Genomic DNA, 17,795 nt, shown 5'->3' on the forward strand with positions numbered 1-17,795 from the left:
ACGGAGATCGTTCTTCAAAAATCCCTTCCCCCACAATGTACGAAAAGTTAGACCAATTAAAAGCTCTGTTTGTCGAACTCGATCAAGCCTTAATTGCTTACTCAGGTGGAATCGATAGTACTTTAGTGGCGAAAGTTGCCTTTGATGTGTTGGGAAATCGTGCGATCGCAATCACCGCAGAATCACCTTCTCTTTTGCCCGAAGATCTCGAAGATGCGAAAGTTCAAGCGGCTGAAATCGGGATCATTCACAAAATCGTTCAAACTCACGAGTTAGACAATCCGAATTACGCCTCGAATCCGGTGAATCGCTGCTATTTCTGTAAAAGCGAACTCCACGATACCTTAAAACCACTCGCTCAAGACTGGGGCTATCCGTATGTAATTGATGGCGTGAATGCGGATGATTTGCACGATTATCGTCCGGGAATTCAAGCGGCAAAAGAACGAGGAGCACGATCGCCGTTAGCCGAAATCGGTATTACAAAAATGGAAGTCCGAGCGATCGCGAAACATTTAGGCTTACCGTATTGGGATAAACCTGCTCAACCCTGTTTAAGTTCGCGATTTCCGTATGGTGAAGAGATTACGATCGCGAAACTTCAGCGAGTCGGGCGGGCAGAGGTCTATCTGAGAAAATTAGGTTGGCAAAATATTCGAGTACGATCGGAAGGTGACACGGCTCGGATTGAAGTTCTCCCGGATCAGGTAAAAGAATTTGTGATTCAAACTGATCTACCGAAATTAACCGAGGCGTTCCAGTCTTACGGATTTCTTTATGTCACCCTCGATCTAGAGGGGTATCGCAGCGGAAAGCTCAATCAAGTGCTGCAATTCAAGTCACCTTGATCCGTACAAACCAGATAATGACTGGCGCAGAGGTGACATCGTATCAACGGTTCGAGCTTGCGAATCAAAGTGAGGTAGAGGAAGAATCGCGGCAGATACACCCGTAATTGAGAGCAGGACGAAGAGCCGAATTAGCATTTGCCGTTTACAGCGATCGTGATACATCATGAATTTGCTCCGTTCGGAAGGTACATTTTCGCCTGTAAGTGTACCGCGAAGTATTTTTCTCGATGTATTCGTTTTTGCCAATTTAACGATTGAAAAGTTCAGCCTTGTTTTTTGTCTTTCGAGGGTCGCTTTCTCGCGAACAGTCCACCTAGGGCGATCGCCATTCCTGATCCCACGATCGTCATCGGTTCGGGTACAGAGGTTGCTGCAAGTCGAGCCGATCGGTTTGTTGAATTCGCAAACGGGAGCGCAGTATTAGACAGTGCCACTCGTGTAATTCGGACAGAGGCTTGGGCAGATTCCGTATTATCTCCAAGAAAAACGAAGTTCTGCCGATTGTAATAGAGTGGGGGTCCTACTCGGCTATAGTCTCTTAGATTTCCGCTGAGGATCTGATTGCCGTTTGTGAACAAGCTGTATTGATTACCCTTAACGGATAAGTTATATCGCACGATCGACCGAGACGGATCAAACGTTGTGCTTTCTGCACGAGTGAAGGGGATGGTTCTGGTGGTTCCGTCGTTTTGTGCCCAGATGCGATCTCTCACAGTCGGATCACTTTTCCAAAAGCCCAGTTCGATTCCGCGTTTATCGTTGCCGAGAGCAATGATGCTAAATCCAGCACGATTGAGAGAGGCGTGACTTTCAGTAAGTAATCGTAAATCAAAACTTAATGTGTAGCCTGAGATTCGATTGAGGGGTCTAGAAATCGCGTATCCCACTCGTAGACTATTGGACGCAGTTGTATTCAGGGTTGTGCCGCCTCCAGAGACGCTTTCGGGCACAGGAGGCGGATAAGCAAGCCAGTTCTGAGCACTGAACGGTGTATTCCTTGAGCCGTCGTATAAGACTTGTGCGGATACGGGGAGAACTGCGATGCCTTCGGCACACGCAAGCGTGACCGTTAAACTAATTCCCGCGATGAAGCTTGCTTTAAGCATGATTGATTGCCCTCTAATTCCAAATGTTTGTGGAATAGAAGCGCCCTGCTAGTAGCAAACTATACCCGAATTAGAAACGGATCACTAGCGCTTAAAACACTAATTTACGACTATAAAACGCTTCTGCAAATTTGCTAGGAGAATTTGCTTCGATCCCGCGTAATCTCAAAATCGCCTGAAACGTATCTTCAGTAAACCACTGCCGATTTTTCTGAGTTTCAAACATACCCATCAAAGTTTGAATCTTCCGCTGACAAATCGCTTCGCTGAGCGGCACATAAAAGTTCGGATTGCCAATATCACCATCGTATTTTGGAATTTCGTATTCCAGCACTAAGTGATTTCGATAGCTATTCCAGGTCAGATCAGAAATTACCCGATGATCTTGGTGAGCATCGTGCTTGTAGTGCGTCAGAATCAAATCTGGTGAAAATGCTTGGCTGAGTTCATTAAAGTACTCTTTGATTTCCGTTCCCACAAACGGGAAAAAGCTATTGCGAAAGTTCTTCACAACGATGTTTTCAACTTTCGCGCCTGCTAGAAATCGATCGGCACTCTCGAATGCTTCTTTCGATCGTACTTCACTAGAGCTAAACACCACCCAGTAAAATACTGCATTCGGATACTCTTCGATCAGTCGTAGAATCGTTCCACCACAACCAATCTCGATATCATCACAATGAGCACCGAGACATAGAATTCGGTATTCTGCGTCTTTTCCTCGATCGAACATCAGTTTCAGCATTTTCACCTCCTCACCTAGAGCGTTTTGCGAGTCTTCCAAACTTCCCAAGGCGGATTTCCTTGAGAATACAGATCATCCAAGTTTTGCTTGTCTCGAAATGTATCCATACAAGTCCAGAAGCCGTCATAGTTGTAAGCAAGCAATTGCTCTTTCTCGATCAATCGTTGGAACGGCTCCAGCACCAATTCCTCACCTGACTGCATATATCTGAAAATCTCAGTTTTGAGGGCAAAGAAACCCCCATTGATCCGCAGATCCGCATTGTTGACGTGTTCAATGCTCGTGACCAAACCATCTTCCTGCGAAGACACAACGTGAAAGGTCTGAGTCGGCTTCACTGACAGGAAACTAGCGATTTTGTCATGCCGCATGAAGTGATTGATAAAGTCATCGAGTGGCAAATTGCTCAAACCATCACTGTAGTTAGCCAGGAACATTTCTTCGCCTTCGAGGTACTTTTCAACCGCTTTCAGGCGTTGTCCAATGTTCGAGTACAATCCCGTGTCAACAAAGGTGATTCTCCAATCGTGAATGTCACTGCCAATCATTTGAACTTGCTTACCGCCTGCCGACAGTACAAAGTCATTGGAAAGACATTCGTTGTAGTTCAAGAAGTACTCTTTGATGTAGTCCGCTTTGTAACCGAGACACAGAATGAAGTCTTTGTGACCGTAGTGCGCGTAATACTTCATCAAGTGCCACAAAATCGGGCGATATCCGATGTTGACCATTGGTTTCGGAATCTTTTCCGAATAGTCTCTCAATCGAGTGCCTAGACCGCCACAAAACAATACAACTTTCATGCAGATTATCCCTCTCAATGAATTGCTCTTAGACTTCCCTCAGTGGATTGAGTAACGTTCGCCTTTTTGGTTAGCTTCACAAATCGATCGCGTCTTTCAACAAGTCGGTTTCGATCAGCGCTTCTGCAACTCGTCTAATTGCATCAAACTCAAACCCCGATCGCTCTGCAATATCCAACAATGAATGCTGTCCATCTGATAGATTCAACGTCCACAGCAGCGCGAGTTCATTTAATCCGGTTCCCGATGCTCCTCCTATCGATCGATAAAGCCCTCGTCGTCCCAGTTGTGGTTCACACTTCGGATTTTGGTTGACATACACTCGGTTATGTTCCAACACCGACAATACGTTTACGCATTTCAAAAACGAATCTGTGAGATGTTCAGGTTGAATGAAATCGAGATTGTCCGCTGAAGTGTGATACTCCGGAAACTTACTGTTCGGCGATCGCATAAAACACCCAACCGGTAAGTTGAATCCAGGTGAACAAAACTGTCGCTCATCGTAGCCATACGGAAAGAAATCAATGAGGTTGTAGTCCTGCTCTGAGTGTTGGAGCACATGACTTACAGCACGATCGATTTCTGCATCGCCTTGACGACTTTTCTTGTAGGTCGATTTTCCAGGATCACCCAAGCAGCTTAACACCAAACCATGCTTGATTCGGTGAACTTGGTCTTCATTTTGACTCAGCCAAGTGATTGACCCGATCGTCGCTGGAATGAAGATGAAACGGTACGAATAGCGATGAGCAATTTCGCTCAGGGATTTGGCGAGATGAACTGCGATCGCAATTCCCGATAGGTTGTCATTCGCCAAAGATGGATGGCAAGCATGACAAGAAATCAGCACTTCATCTTCAATCTCACCCGGCAAGTAATACTCACCGTACGTTAGATTTCCAGCTTCTAAAGTCGAATCAATGCAAACTTCGTACTGATCCTCTGGCAGTTCTAGTAACTGCTTATGAGTCAGACAGAATCCCCAAGTATCTTTGTAGTAAGACGTGCGATAGGGAATCCAATCGGGATGATGAGGCAAGCTAAATAGATGCGGCTTTAGCTCTTCTAGAGACATCGTTTGATGCACTGGAATGCTGTAATTGACAATGTGAAGATTGTGCTGCTGGAAATCGATAATGCGATCGTCGTTTGAGTTCTTCACATACGCATCCCGAATGTTCCACTCACGCGGCACCGTCCAATCAAACACTTGTGTCCCCGTTGGCACTTCAAACCGCTTCAGTGGAATAAAGCGCTCAATCTGACGCAGTGTTTCCCGAAATCCATCGCCTGTGATGCTGCGACAAATCGGATAGAGTTCGGCAGCAAAACAATGGAGATCTTGACCGATCGCTTCAGGATTTAGAACTGTCTTGAGGTCAGTGATGTTCATTGTTCCTAGTAGGAAGACAGTACGGCAGCAGGCGGTTGAAACACTAAGTCACCTTCAGGAGGTGGCGTATCTTCATAGAGTGCGACGACTTCTTCAGGCAATCGAGCTAGGTCGCTTCCTCTCATAAAATCTCTCAGTGCAGTTCCAGTCGAAGCATTATCGATATTCAGTGCACCTTTTTTAGCAATCAAATCATCAATGTGAACTGTTCTGAAATCGATACTAAAGCGAGTTCGTCCAGAGGTATTCGGAACGGTTGAGTGCATCTGTGCACCAGAGAACAACATCACACCACCGACTTCACACACCAATCGAACTTGAGGATCAATCTCTACAGGTTCTTCTGCACGAGGCTGGAATCGCGTATCTTTCTTGATGTGTTGAGCCGCATTCTTGCGCCCTGTATTGTTGTAATCATAATAGTTGAAGTCGCTCGAACTATTCTTGACTCCTTGGCTCCAGTAATTCGGGTGGAATGCCATCGAGCTTTCTGACTCAAACTCATACACAGGAAGCCACCAATTGACTTGGCTTGGAGGCGCACAGTACCAAGTATCTCGATGCGGATGGAATGGATAACCAACGCCTGCGGTGAGATAAGCGTGGCTGGTGATTATCTTCAGGCGCGGAACATCGAAATAAGTTTTTTCTAAGTCGTAGCCGTATTCTTCAAGAATTTTTTGAATCAGTTGTTTTGATTTAGGGTGATGAATAAAGCCGGGTTTCAGAGGAGCCGCGATCGCAACAAATTCCTCAACGCTTAATTCATGCTGTGCCATTGTCGGATCAAGGGGAGCAAACGCCGCCTCGATCATTTCACGCGCATGTTCACAGAGTGCCAACATACTTGGACGGGGCGAAAAGAGAAAAAGCTGACCGTCGTAAATTCGCTCACGTCTAACATCGTCACGAACCGGGGAATCAAAGAAAACAGTGTGCATAGCTTCCTAAATTGAAAATGGACAATCATCGATCGAGCATTTCACCCGATCGATGTCTTGCTACAGTCCAATGCCTTCGTAGCGCTCGATCGAATGTTTATCCAACATCCGACGACCATCGACAAACACAGGCTGTGGATTGAGTTGAGCAATTAAATCAGGAACGGATCGGAATTCATCCCAACGGGTTACAAGCACGATCGCATCCACGCCTTCGATCGCGCTTTGTAAGCTATCGCAGAGTTCTACTTCATCGGGAGCGAGTAGCTTTGCTGCTTCTGAGTTCGCAACCGGATCGTAGGCTTTAAGTGTTGCATTTTGTGCTTTCAATGCCTTGATCAAGGGAATCGCTGGCGTTTCGCGCATATCATTCGTATTCGGTCTAAAAGATAGACCTAAGATTGCAATTTTCACGCCATCAAGTGACGGAAAATGCTTGTTTAACCGAGCAATCACTTGCTGAGGTTGAGATTGATTGACTCGGATCACAGCATCTAACAAGGGCATCGGACTTTGATATTTCTCACCATGAGCAATCAAAGCTTTCACGTCTTTGGGTAGGCAGCTTCCTCCAAATCCGCAACCAGCGGCAAGGAAGCTCGTAATCGGGGGAACAACGCGGACAGGTTCACCTGAGCCAGAGGCACCGCCATTCGGTAATACAGTCGTCAAATAGCGGCTGTTGTGTACACCCTTCATCACTTCTACGATGTCGGTGTTTCCAATTGCTGCACAGAGATTACCAACCTCATTTGAGAAGGAAATCAACAGTGCCAACAACGAATTCGAGGTGTACTTAATCATCTCAGCGGTGGAATTGTTCGTTCTGAGTCGATCGACTCCCTCAAATCCGGTGTAGAGTGCATCCAACTGATCAATACTGCGTTCATCAATGCCGCCAAGCACAATGCGATCGGGATACATAAAATCATCGATCGCTTCTCCCTCGGTGAGAAATTCCGGATTCATTCCCACACCGAAGTCAACGCCCGCTTTCTTGCCTGAAGCCGCTTCTAGAATCGGTAGAACAACCTGGTCTGTCGTTCCAGGAACTACAGTACTTTTCACCACAACCAAGTGGTAGGTTGATTTCTCTCTCAGTGCTTCACCAATTTGCTGAGCAACTTGCTTGACATAAGTGAGATCAACCTCTTTTCCATCAAACGGAGTTCCAACAGCGATCAAAGAAAGCTCAGTATCAAGAATGGCTTGACGGAAATCAATCGTTGCTTTAAGACCCGAATGAATGTTGCGCTCTAACAGTTCATTCAGTCCAGGCTCATAGAACGGAGAAATGCCTTGATTGATCTTGTCTACCTTCGATTGATCAACATCAACACAGACCACTTCGTGCCCTTTCTCAGCAAAACAAACCCCTGAAACCAAACCCACATAGCCTGTTCCAATGATTGAAACTCGCATTTATGCGTCCTCCGCTTCTTGGTTGTCTTGATACCAAATCAGCGATCGACGAAGCCCTTCTTCGATCGAGATCGTTGGATTGTAACCCAAATGAGTTCTCGCTTTCTCAATCACTGGACAACGACGATTCGGATTATCAATGAGATAGTCTTTGTCCTCGCTGACTTTGCGAACTACTTTGCCTTGGTATCCGAATAGTTCTTTCGAGAATGCAACGACTCGTTCTGCTAGTTCTGCAACTGAGATTTCTGGAGTTTCAATCCCAATGTTGTAAGCTTCTCCCGGATGACCTTTGACTAGCACTTTGTAGTAGCCTGTGATCGAGTCCGCTGAATAGCAAAAGGTTCGTTTGGGTGAGCCATCAGACAGCATTGTAATATCTCTACCGCTGAACACATCACGAGCAAAATCAGGCAGCAAACGTCGATCGGTAATTTTCAATCCAGGTCCGTAGTTATTAAACGGACGAGCTGATTTAATTGGTAAATCATACTGCTGAGCGAAGTTCACACACAGCGTTTCACCATACCGTTTTGCTTCGTCATAGCAAGCACGAGGACCTGTACAGGAAACATTGCCGCGATAGTCTTCAGGCGTGGGAATGTTTTCGGGTGTGGGGTCGCCGTAGATCTCGCTGCTAGAGAAGAACAAGAAACCGCCGACTTCTTTACCCTGATCGCGCTGATTTTTGAAATATTCCAGGAGATTGCGAAGCCCGTTCACATTGGCATCCATTGTGCCGATCGGGTCTTTGCGGTAGAACGTCGGAGACGCGATCGAGGCTGCATGAATAATGTACTGAAAGTCTCCCATGTCTGACGGTAACGGGTGTCTCAGATCATGCTTTAACAATGTCAAAGTCGGATCGTCTTTCAAATTCGTCAACCAAGTGGGAACACCCCGCGAATAGTTATCGTAAACCGTGACGCGAATCTGTTGAGCAGAATCGTGCTTTTGGTTCCAGTGCAAGACAGAGAGTACAAAGTAGTAGCCTAGAAAACCTGCACCACCTGTAATCAGCAGATTCTTGCCTGCCATTGCTCCAAACTCTTCTGCTAAGTTGCCGCAGATATAGTCTAGGTCTTCAGCAATAATGTCTTTTGCGCGTTGTTGAGTCTTGGTTTGGGTCATTAAATTCTCTTCGTTGAGGCTTACACCTACACTACTCGTTGCACTCATAAGTTCGTTTCCACAACATCAAAAATCGAGAGCTTCATCATCAAGAACACAAGACTGGCAACACACGCACTAGGCGTAGACTTTAACTTCAGGGATAGGAACCACGAACTGACCGCCCCACTCACGAATGTAGGAGACTTGCTCCATAATTTCGTCTTTGACGTTCCAGGGAAGAATCAACAGATAGTCTGGTTTTGTTTCTCGGATCTTGTCCGGAGAATAGATGGGAATGTGAGTTCCGGGAGTGAACTTGTTTTGCTTGTAAGGATTGCGATCGACCGTGTAATCGAGAAAATCCGTCCGAATTCCACAGTAGTTCAGCAAGGTATTGCCTTTTCCGGGTGCACCATAACCCGCGATCGTTTTCCCTTTCTGTTTCGCTGTGACCAAGAACTCTAGCAATTTTCGCTTAGTCTCTTTCACTTGCTCAGTGAAGTTCGCATAGGTTTCGAGTTTGTCGAATCCTGCTGCTCTTTCACGCTCTAGCAGTTCAGTGACGCGATCGTCGATCGGCTTCGATTCATCCTCGGTGTGACGAGCATAAATCCGCAGAGAACCCCCATGAATCGGAATCTCCTGCACGTCGAACAGCGTTAAACCATGATGTGCAAAAATCCGGTTCACTGCCATAAATGACAGATAAGAGAAATGCTCGTGATAGATCGTATCGAACTGGTTTTCTTCCATCAGGCGCATCAAATGGGGAAATTCCATCGTGATCACCCCGTCAGGCTTCAGCATAATCTTCATGCCACCAACGAAATCATTGATGTCTGGCACATGAGCAAGGACATTGTTACCCAGCAGCAAATCTGCCTTACCATCGGCTGCTAGTTCCGTCGCTGTTTGCACTCCAAAGAACTTGTTGACGACTGGAATGCCCTTATCTTTAGCGACTTGGGAAACATTCACCGCAGGTTCAACGCCTAATACCGGAATGCCTTTCTTGTGGAAGTACTGCAACAAATAACCGTCATTACTTGCAATCTCAACCACTTTGCTGTGAGATCCGAACCCGAACCGCTCCACCATCAGATCGCTGTAGTCACTCGCATTCTTCAGTAGCGCATCCACATACGAGGAAAAATAAGCGTACTCAGTAAAGATGTCTTGGGGACTGACAAACTCCTGTAATTGCACCAAAAAGCAATTCTCACAAACATAAGTATGGAGTGGATAGAACGGCTCCATCTCATTTAATTGCTCTGGAGTAATATGGGTTTGGCACAGCGGTGACATTCCCAAGTCAACAAATGTATGATGCAGCGGTGAGCTACAAAACCGACAATTTGAACCACTCATAAATTTATGCACCTCACAGCATCAGGACGCTGAAACGACAGCGCAGCAAGCCTTGAATCGTGTTTGGGGTCAGGGGACAATGACGATTGCAGATTCGATGGACTGGGGCAGACATTCCTGCACATCGACATCGAATTTCGTCTGAAAGTTCGATGAGTCAAGTCTCTACTATCTCTGCATAATTTTCCAGTATTTCTACGTAATCTTTATCGAAATCCCCGCATCTTTACTTAAACAAAATAGAGCTACGGAGAATCTCAGTCGAGTGCTCAAGACTACTGCGATGACAGCGTTTCGGTGAATCCTGCATCGAATTGAGTCAATCCAATCCTATGAAATGTAGCGATAAATCACTGCTTTTGGCGATTGCATCCGTACAAATCATATGTTTAGTGTTTTTATTTATTCAAGTTTCGCTACAGTAGACGAAATCTAATCTCGACATTCACGGAATGATCAAAACCGAGATTGAAGCAAGTTTAGGCTATTTTGAGTGCAACGCCTGAGAGATTCTGTCATCTGTTCGCTTTGAGACCATGAGCTATTCTTCGCCCCGTCGATCGAGTTTTATCACGTTCAGCAGTATTCTACTGATTGTGCTGGTGACGCTACTGCCGTTTAACTTCACCGCAGAAGGTGTAACGCTTGGATTTGCCATTCGTAGCTTTTTCTACCACGCCAGCGGATTTAGCGATATTGTTGGAAACGTTTTTCTTTTCCTACCGTTTGGGTTGGATGTCGCTTACGAACTTCGCCAACGACGGGTGAAAAAGCGATCGACAATTTTCCTAGTGGCTGGATTAAGTTTGCTGCTTTCTCTCACGGTAGAAACTTTACAGGTGTTTTTGCCTTGGAGGGCTTCGAGCTGGATTGATCTCTGCACGAATACCACAGGCGGCACATTAGGAGCAATTCTTTATTTATTGTGGTGTCACTTCTTCCCGAATGCAGCCCGAATTATTCCGAATTGGATTCGTCGTTTGTCTCCTCAGTTATTAGCGAGTTTATTAATTCTGTGGATTGTTTTTGTATTCGGAATTTGCTTTGTGCTTCAGCAGAGATTGAAGTTTGGAACCTGGGACTTTTCGATCGCTTCTCTATTCATGATTTACGGATGTTTCTTTGTTCCGCTCGGAATCTTACTTGCACTGATTTTTACTGTGAGGCGCAGAGATATAAAGTTTTATCTGGTTCTATCTGCAATGTCGATCGTGCTTCCAGGAATCATGATTGAGGTATTTCTAAGAGGAACAGAAATCAGAGAAACGAATGTTTTAGTCAGTATGATGATTCCATTTTTTACAATGCTGGTGGTTCGGAGTCGTCTCATTTATTTGTTTGAATAATCGCATTTAATACTGCTTCGTGAATCGCTCTATTGCTTGCTACGATTCCGCGATTTTCAATAAGTTGAGCAGCGATCGAGAAATTGAGCGGATCTCCATTCATATCACTGACCCGTCCGCCCGCTTCCTCAACAATGATTGCCCCCGCTGCATGATCCCAAATATTTTCTCGATAGTACGGATTCTCTACCCAAGGTAATCGCATATAAAGAGCAGCGTGACCGGATGCGATCGCGCCATATTTTGCTTGACTATCCATCGGCAGCCGCGATGTGATTCCAATTTCTTGAGCAATCGATCGCTGTCGATCGAGATCGCCATGACTCGTCTCCACACTTTCAGCTAAACAATTTCCTACCGATACGCGAATCGTTTGAGACTCACCCGTTTTGAGTGAAATTCTTCGCGTTCCTTGTCCTCGAATCCCCACAAATAAGCAACCTTCTTTAAACGCGGGACAAGCCATCACACCAAGTTTCACTTCTCCAGATTCAATCAAGGCGATCGCGATCGCATATTGATCTCCTCTCAAAAATCCCTTCGTTCCATCAATTGGATCAAGCGTCCAAAAGCGCTCTTCCACTTTGCCTTGACCGAAATCAATCCAAGCCGTCACTTGTTCAGGCGTTGCATCAGAAATTAGAGCCTGCACCAGTTCAGTGACTTTCGCGAGTTGTGCAGGAGATTTGTACAGCAAAGCGGCGCTTTCTTCTGCCACGATCGCATCTTCAGGAAAAGCCTTTTTTAACTGATGACAAATCACGGCTTGGGCAGCGAAATCCGCGATCGTCACTGGAGAGCGATCGGGTTTATCAACGCTTGCGAATTCTAAAGAGTGACGTACGGATTCACACAGAGAAGCGGCTTGTTTGGCGGCAGCGATCGCGATTTCAGCCTCGTAAATGTACTGCATATCTTTTTTCCTAATCCGTATTACTGTCCGCTGAAATTCGCAGTTCAAATCGGAGCTTAGCAAAAAACTCATCAAATTCGACGTTTACTTGGATTAAATTACTCGTACTCGTGCGGAAATCATGCCTTTCTCCTAACAGTAACTCTAGAAACTCTTACCGTTCGCTCCGTAGAAGCCGCAAATTTTCTCTAATCGGATAAAGAGTAAGAGAAGTCCGCAAAAACCCCCAGGATGTTCAGCATTCCACCTTGTTAGAAGTATTAGAAGTTACAAGCAACCGATTTTCGGGAGCCTGAACTTCTAGAGTTAGCTGCACTTCATCTTGACTGCCAAATGAAAAGCAAATTTTTGACTGGTTTCGCCGTGACTGCTGCCACAATGACTGGAGCTTTGATTCATGCTCCTTCTGCGTCTGCGTTTAATTGGAGTAGCTCCTGGACGCAGCCCACCATCTACAGCAAAGAGCAAGCCGGATTCGATGACGCTCCTTATCAAAAATACGTTCAGCAAGAGCGCGTCGCGATTCCAAACAGCGAACAATTTCTGCTTGATCCCACCAAATTGAATCTGAAATTTGCTCATGATGTGAGCGTTTCTTTCATTAATGAAGGGGCTGGATTCCGCAACCAACTCGCTTTCACTTCCACCGGAACCACAAACACATCAGGGCTGATCTTCAACGATATTTCCTGCTCAGGTGCAGGCTGTGTCGGTGCTTGGGGCGGTAATGCTCTCAAACTGGGCGACACTGTGAAACTGGGCAACATTAACGGCGGATCTCTGCTTGATTTCGGATTGAAAGCTAATGGTTTTAGCGGCGGAACCAACATTTTCGGTACACAGACCGGTCAGAACGCAGACGGACTGCAACACGTTGTAGCGTACGCGATCGGTACTCGTCACATCCTGCTGGGCTTTGAAGACCTGTACGGTGCATTGGGCGCGACGGGTGGCAAAAATCAGAACTCCGATCGCGATTTCAATGATGCAGTCTTCGTTGTGGATGTTGGTGAGAAAAACTTGAGAGTGCTCAAGGGTGAAAAAGTGCCTGAACCGTCGATCGTTCTTTCGCTGCTTGGTCTGGGTGCTGCGGGTCTGGTGGCTCGTCGTCGTCAAAACAATCCCGCTGAGTAGATTTTTTTGCAGGCTTTCCTCTGTCCAATCTCGGTAGTTCACAGGTCGTGGACTACCTTTTTTGTTGCACAATGGGGGACTGAATGAGATCTCCAGACTGAGGAAACCGACATGAGCCAAGATTCTCCTATTCCTGTGATTGAGTCGTTGATCGGAATCGGTGGCACAATTCGTGAACATCACTGGAGTTGGAAGGGGAAACCGCAAACTCTGGTGTATGAAGTGATGGGGGAGGGAAAGCCGATTCTGTTACTGCCTGCTCTGAGTTCGGTATCGAGTCGATCGGAGATGCGAGGATTGGCGAAAGAGTTGGCGGATCAGTATCAGGTTTATGCGATCGATTGGGTGGGTTTCGGAGATTCGTCACGTCCAACCGTTCAATACACGCCTGCACTGTATGAAACTTGTTTGCGGAGTTTTGTTCAGACGATGTTTTCTGAACCTGTCGTCGTCATCGCGGCGGGACACTCGGCAGGGTACGTGATGGAGTTGGCTCAAAAACAGCCGCCTTGGGAATGGGTTGTGCTGGTGTGTCCGACTTGGAGAGGTCCTTTACCGACGGCGATGGGCGAGCACCGTTGGGCTTATGGAATATTGCGGCGACTGATTGGATTGCCGATCGTGGGACAGTTTCTCTATATCTTGAATACGACTCGCCGCTTTTTGAAATTCATGTACAGGCGGCATGTTTTCGCGGATCAGCAGAATATTACGCCTGAACTGATCGAGCAAAAATGGAAAACGACAAAGAAAAAAGGAGCGCGATTTGCTTCAGCCGCCTTCGTGACGGGGGGATTGGATCGAGTGCGATCGCGTCAAGATTGGTTTAACTGGTTTCAGCCACTCCCAGTGCCCGTAATGATGGTAATTGGTGAACAGATGCCACCGAAATCGCGTCAGGAAATTGAAGTGTTAGCGCATTTTTCTGGGGTGCAGGTGTATCGGATGCCCGGATCGCTCGGATTGCATGAGGAATATCCAGAGCAGTTGGCAGCGGGAATTTTAGGATTTCTGGAAAAATATCGATCGAGAAAACGCAGGTTCTAAGAAAAATGGGAGCCAGACTTGCATCTTGCCCCCATCGTCTCGTCAGAAAAGAACATCTATATCTTAGGTTTGACAAAAACGATCGATTGTCGCCATACGATCGTTGCTTGGTCATAGTGATCCATGATGCAGATACAATGAGGGTCTTGCCAGCGGACTTTCCCAGTGAGCAAATCACCTGTGGAAAGCTTCATCTCGATTTCTTTTTCATCGCGAATAATCGTCTGAATTTGACGAGTACTTGGCAATCCGGTATCTAGTTCAATACTCATTGGGGGAAGTCCTCGATCGAAACCGTTCTAACCTACTAGAGTGCCTCAATTCCCCAAAATTCACACACTTCTGTAACTGTTCATCATGACGATCGAATTCACAAAGTATCACGGACTGGGCAACGACTTTATTTTGATCGATAATCGCGACTCAACTGAGCCAAAACTCTCACCTGAAGAGGCAGTGGACTGGTGCGATCGACATTTCGGGATCGGGGCGGATGGCGTGATTTTTGCGCTTCCGGGTCAAGATGGAACCGATTACACAATGCGAATTTTTAACTCTGATGGGTCAGAGCCGGAAATGTGCGGCAATGGAATTCGTTGCTTGGGTCGATTTATTGCGGATTTGGAAGTTGCGGATACTGGACGATCAAAAGAACAGTATCGGATTCATACCCTTGCGGGTGTGATGGTTCCGAAGTTTGAATCGAACGGACAAGTCACGGTCGATATGGGTGAACCTCGGTTATTGGCTGGAGAAATTCCAACGACGTTAGCGGCTCCAGATCAGAAAGTAATCAATCTGCCACTTGAAGTCGCAGGACAAACTTGGAATGTGACGTGTGTCAGTATGGGCAACCCGCACTGCATTACGTTTGTTGACAGTGTTGCAGCGATCGAGCTTGAAAAAATTGGACCGTTGTTCGAGAATCACACCGTTTTCCCACAGCGAACCAATACCGAATTTATTGAAATTGTGCGATCGGACTACCTGAAAATGCGAGTTTGGGAGCGAGGAGCCGGGATCACGCTTGCTTGCGGAACGGGAGCTTGTGCGTCGTTGGTCGCAGGAGTGCTAAATCAGAAATGCGATCGACGAGCCACGATCGAATTACCCGGCGGCTGTCTCCAAATCGAATGGGCAACCGATAACAGAATCTATATGACCGGAAGTGCGGATAAAGTCTTCGCTGGGAGTCGAGACTAATCTTGGGCGAGAATCAGACAGGTTTCAAAAAGCGTCTGATTCTCGGTGCATCTTTCCCTAGTCGTTGTCCCAGCATTCCTGGCACATCAAATCGCCAATGCGATCGCGCAGCAGGAAATCATATCGCTCTAATTCGGTTTCAAAGCGCATCCATTCACGGGCTGGGATGTGCTTGCATAACGTATAAATCGGCTGTTGTCGGCTGACAAGTCCGCTGTCAATGAGATGTCGTACTTCGTCTTGAATCATGCCAAGCGAGTACTGTGCAGTCTGAAGCATGGGTCTACCTTCCTGAGAAATCTGGGAATCGAAGATATCAACCTAATTAACAAATTAAGAAGTCCAAAGCCTTTCGCCGTCTGTCTCCTCCAAACAGCGTAACTTTGTAGTGAGATATACTGAATTCTTCTTATTTTCTACCTCATTTCTGAGCTAAAAATTTAAGATGTATTGCCAAAGTCAACAACCCCTAACATTCAACCTCACTGCAAATTGTAGTGAATTTAGCAAAATTTTGTTGTCTTCCCTAAGTTTGACAGATGAAGGTCCGGAACAAGCATTAGAGAATCAAATTGCTTTGATTGGTAAGAATGATGACCGACGCTGAACAAGTTCGATCGCGAAATCGATCGCGGCTTTCATACTGGTTGCATCAGCAATTCCCTTTCCAGCGATGTCGAATGCGGTTCCATGATCCGGAGAAGTCCGCACGAAGGGAAGCCCGATCGAGGTATTCACAGCGCGATCGAACGCCATCAATTTTACCGGAATTAATCCCTGATCGTGATACAGCGCTAGATAAGCATCATGAGCCGAACCACGACCGGAACCAAACCAGGCTTGACCTGGTTTAACCCACATCGTATCAGGTGGCAATAACCCATCCAATTGAACGTGAGGAAATTGTTTTCTCATCGATTCCAGCCAGGGAGACAACCAATCGATTTCTTCGCGTCCGAGTTGTCCCTGTTCGCCGCTGTGGGGATTCAGTCCTGCGATCGCAATTCGCGGCTGATCGATTCCAAACGCCTCCTCAAGGCATTCGATGAGTAATTCCAACTTCTGAGTCAGTCCGTCAAAGGTGAGCGCTTCTGGAACTTGCTTGAGTGGAATGTGGGTTGTTGCCAAGAGTGCGCGTAATGTCCAGTCGGTGTGAGGCGATCGAGCAACAAACATCATGCCAAAGCGATCGATTCCAGCTTTTTCGGCTAAGAGTTCGGTTTGTCCTGGATAAATGTGACCTGCGGCTTTCCAAGCAGATTTTGCGATCGGAGCCGTGACAATTCCATCAAATTCGCCTGCTAATGTGCGATCGATTGCCGTTTCTAAATATCGAAAACTCGCTTCACCGCTGATTGCACTTTCCTTGCTGAGCGTGATTTCTCCAGGAAGATCGAGATCTAGAACGTTCAGATCGTTTGGATTTGCAAGATTTGAATCGGAGCGGAGGCGATCGTAGAGTTCGTTCAAATAAGCGCGATTTCCAGCGATCGTAATATCAGTAGTTGGGCGATCAAATAACGCTTTGAGAATGACCTCTGCACCGATTCCGGCAGGATCACCCATTGAAATGATTAAACGAGTCATGATGTGAAGAGAGGGTGACTGAACTGCTTTACAATACGTAAATTGATGATTCGATCGCTGTTTAAGAGGAGAATTGCACAATGGCTGGAGAAATTTTTAACACCGCAATCCTAGCGTTCACCCTGATTTTGGTTGGGTTGTCGCTTGGCTTTTTGCTGCTCAGATTGCAAGGTGGCGAAGAGTAATTTCAAGAAAGCGAGAGTGGCGGATCGATTTCCTTCACTCTTCTTCGTCTAAATGTTCAGCGACTTCACGATACAGATTGAAAACGTGATGGTCTTTGAGCGAATAGAACACGTTGCGTCCTTGTTTGCGATATCCCACCAATCGCATCGATCGTAAAGCTCTTAATTGATGTGAAACCGCAGATTCGGTCATTTTTACCGCAGCCGCGAGATCACACACACACAATTCCTGCACCGAGAGCGCAGACAGAATTCTGAGGCGGTTCGCATCACCGAGCAGGCTAAAAAATTCCGCCATTCGCTGTGACTTTTCGACACTCAAAAGGTCACGCTGCAACGATCGAACATTATTTAAATTCACCGGATGAGAATCAGCACACTGCTCAACCGTAGAAATTGCAACATCAGGATTGGACATAGATATCGACTCAGAACGCAACCTGCCACGATCGTAGATATTCTCAGCGTAGCGCACTCACCCAGACAACATAAATGAGAATTTCACCTTGAGCAAAGAAATCCGTTACATTCCTTGACCTACGCTACGATAAGGGATGTTCGATTTTAGAGATCAGAAACTCGATCGCGCTTACTGCGCTTTAGATGCGTGATTTCTGATAGAATCTAGCGAAAAG

General features: G+C 46.4%; 19 protein-coding genes. 6 read left to right on the forward strand and 13 right to left on the reverse strand.

Annotation, left to right across the window (positions count from 1 at the left end; translation table 11 throughout):
- The first annotated feature begins 35 nt into the window (after window positions 1-35).
- Window positions 36-848, forward strand: a complete 813-nt coding sequence (gene larE, locus NIES2104_RS13710; protein WP_058998736.1) for an ATP-dependent sacrificial sulfur transferase LarE — start codon at window positions 36-38, stop codon at window positions 846-848.
- Between the two features lie 266 nt (window positions 849-1,114).
- On the opposite strand, the gene NIES2104_RS13715 is transcribed toward larE, so the two are convergent.
- From NIES2104_RS13715 to NIES2104_RS13750, 8 genes are all read right to left on the reverse strand, one after another.
- Window positions 1,115-1,957, reverse strand: a complete 843-nt coding sequence (locus NIES2104_RS13715; protein ID WP_058998737.1) for a PEP-CTERM sorting domain-containing protein — start codon at window positions 1,955-1,957, stop codon at window positions 1,115-1,117.
- Window positions 1,958-2,048: 91 nt separating this feature from the next.
- Entirely contained in the window at window positions 2,049-2,702 is a 654-nt protein-coding gene (locus tag NIES2104_RS13720) for a PIG-L deacetylase family protein (protein WP_058998738.1), read from the reverse strand.
- A 14-nt stretch (window positions 2,703-2,716) separates the two neighbouring features.
- Window positions 2,717-3,505, reverse strand: coding sequence for a glucose-1-phosphate cytidylyltransferase (locus NIES2104_RS13725; RefSeq protein WP_058998739.1), 789 nt, complete (start codon window positions 3,503-3,505; stop codon window positions 2,717-2,719).
- Window positions 3,506-3,581: 76 nt separating this feature from the next.
- Window positions 3,582-4,901 carry a DUF4910 domain-containing protein gene (locus NIES2104_RS13730; protein WP_058998740.1) on the reverse strand — a complete coding sequence of 440 codons (1,320 nt, stop codon included), beginning with the start codon at window positions 4,899-4,901 and terminating at the stop codon, window positions 3,582-3,584.
- Between the two features lie 5 nt (window positions 4,902-4,906).
- Window positions 4,907-5,842 (reverse strand): phytanoyl-CoA dioxygenase family protein, encoded by a 936-nt coding sequence (locus NIES2104_RS13735; RefSeq protein ID WP_058998741.1) that lies wholly within the window; start codon window positions 5,840-5,842, stop codon window positions 4,907-4,909.
- Window positions 5,843-5,902: 60 nt separating this feature from the next.
- Window positions 5,903-7,264 carry a UDP-glucose/GDP-mannose dehydrogenase family protein gene (locus tag NIES2104_RS13740; RefSeq protein WP_058998742.1) on the reverse strand — a complete coding sequence of 454 codons (1,362 nt, stop codon included), beginning with the start codon at window positions 7,262-7,264 and terminating at the stop codon, window positions 5,903-5,905.
- Window positions 7,265-8,443 carry an NAD-dependent epimerase/dehydratase family protein gene (locus NIES2104_RS13745; protein WP_202815059.1) on the reverse strand — a complete coding sequence of 393 codons (1,179 nt, stop codon included), beginning with the start codon at window positions 8,441-8,443 and terminating at the stop codon, window positions 7,265-7,267.
- A 69-nt stretch (window positions 8,444-8,512) separates the two neighbouring features.
- Window positions 8,513-9,745 (reverse strand): class I SAM-dependent methyltransferase, encoded by a 1,233-nt coding sequence (locus tag NIES2104_RS13750; protein ID WP_058998743.1) that lies wholly within the window; start codon window positions 9,743-9,745, stop codon window positions 8,513-8,515.
- 536 nt (window positions 9,746-10,281) lie between these two features.
- Here NIES2104_RS13750 and NIES2104_RS13755 point away from each other — a divergent pair.
- Window positions 10,282-11,091, forward strand: a complete 810-nt coding sequence (locus tag NIES2104_RS13755; protein ID WP_058998744.1) for a VanZ family protein — start codon at window positions 10,282-10,284, stop codon at window positions 11,089-11,091.
- Here NIES2104_RS13755 and NIES2104_RS13760 read toward each other — a convergent pair.
- Complete coding sequence (locus NIES2104_RS13760) at window positions 11,072-12,004, reverse strand: inositol monophosphatase family protein (protein WP_058998745.1); 933 nt, start codon at window positions 12,002-12,004, stop codon at window positions 11,072-11,074. The two genes, NIES2104_RS13755 and NIES2104_RS13760, sit on opposite strands and share 20 nt — an antisense overlap.
- A 333-nt stretch (window positions 12,005-12,337) precedes the next feature.
- Here NIES2104_RS13760 and NIES2104_RS13765 point away from each other — a divergent pair, with 333 nt between their 5' ends.
- Entirely contained in the window at window positions 12,338-13,138 is an 801-nt protein-coding gene (locus tag NIES2104_RS13765) for a DUF4114 domain-containing protein (protein ID WP_058998746.1), read from the forward strand.
- A 111-nt stretch (window positions 13,139-13,249) separates the two neighbouring features.
- Entirely contained in the window at window positions 13,250-14,185 is a 936-nt protein-coding gene (locus NIES2104_RS13770) for an alpha/beta fold hydrolase (protein ID WP_058998747.1), read from the forward strand.
- 56 nt (window positions 14,186-14,241) lie between these two features.
- Here NIES2104_RS13770 and NIES2104_RS13775 read toward each other — a convergent pair whose 3' ends face one another.
- Window positions 14,242-14,457, reverse strand: a complete 216-nt coding sequence (locus tag NIES2104_RS13775) for a hypothetical protein (RefSeq protein ID WP_058998748.1) — start codon at window positions 14,455-14,457, stop codon at window positions 14,242-14,244.
- Window positions 14,458-14,542: 85 nt separating this feature from the next.
- Here NIES2104_RS13775 and dapF point away from each other — a divergent pair, with 85 nt between their 5' ends.
- On the forward strand, window positions 14,543-15,388 hold the full coding sequence (dapF, locus tag NIES2104_RS13780; protein ID WP_058998749.1) for a diaminopimelate epimerase: 846 nt from the start codon (window positions 14,543-14,545) through the stop codon (window positions 15,386-15,388).
- 57 nt (window positions 15,389-15,445) lie between these two features.
- On the opposite strand, the gene NIES2104_RS13785 is transcribed toward dapF, so the two are convergent.
- Together NIES2104_RS13785 and pdxA are read right to left on the reverse strand one after the other, a co-directional pair.
- Window positions 15,446-15,667 carry a DUF4327 family protein gene (locus NIES2104_RS13785; protein WP_058998750.1) on the reverse strand — a complete coding sequence of 74 codons (222 nt, stop codon included), beginning with the start codon at window positions 15,665-15,667 and terminating at the stop codon, window positions 15,446-15,448.
- Window positions 15,668-15,955: 288 nt separating this feature from the next.
- Window positions 15,956-16,975, reverse strand: coding sequence for a 4-hydroxythreonine-4-phosphate dehydrogenase PdxA (pdxA, locus tag NIES2104_RS13790; protein WP_058998751.1), 1,020 nt, complete (start codon window positions 16,973-16,975; stop codon window positions 15,956-15,958).
- 80 nt (window positions 16,976-17,055) lie between these two features.
- On the opposite strand from pdxA, the gene petM reads away from it, so the two are divergent.
- Window positions 17,056-17,160: a cytochrome b6-f complex subunit PetM gene (gene petM, locus NIES2104_RS30605; protein WP_063270207.1), complete on the forward strand. Its 105-nt coding sequence runs from the start codon at window positions 17,056-17,058 to the stop codon at window positions 17,158-17,160.
- Between the two features lie 34 nt (window positions 17,161-17,194).
- Here the strand turns inward: petM and NIES2104_RS13795 are convergent, their stop codons facing one another.
- A complete protein-coding gene (locus tag NIES2104_RS13795; protein WP_058998752.1) occupies window positions 17,195-17,578 on the reverse strand; it encodes a metalloregulator ArsR/SmtB family transcription factor in 384 nt (127 codons plus the stop codon).
- Between the last annotated feature and the right edge of the window lie 217 nt (window positions 17,579-17,795).

It is taken from the genome of Leptolyngbya sp. NIES-2104 (assembly GCF_001485215.1).
Classification (GTDB): domain Bacteria; phylum Cyanobacteriota; class Cyanobacteriia; order Leptolyngbyales; family Leptolyngbyaceae; genus Leptolyngbya.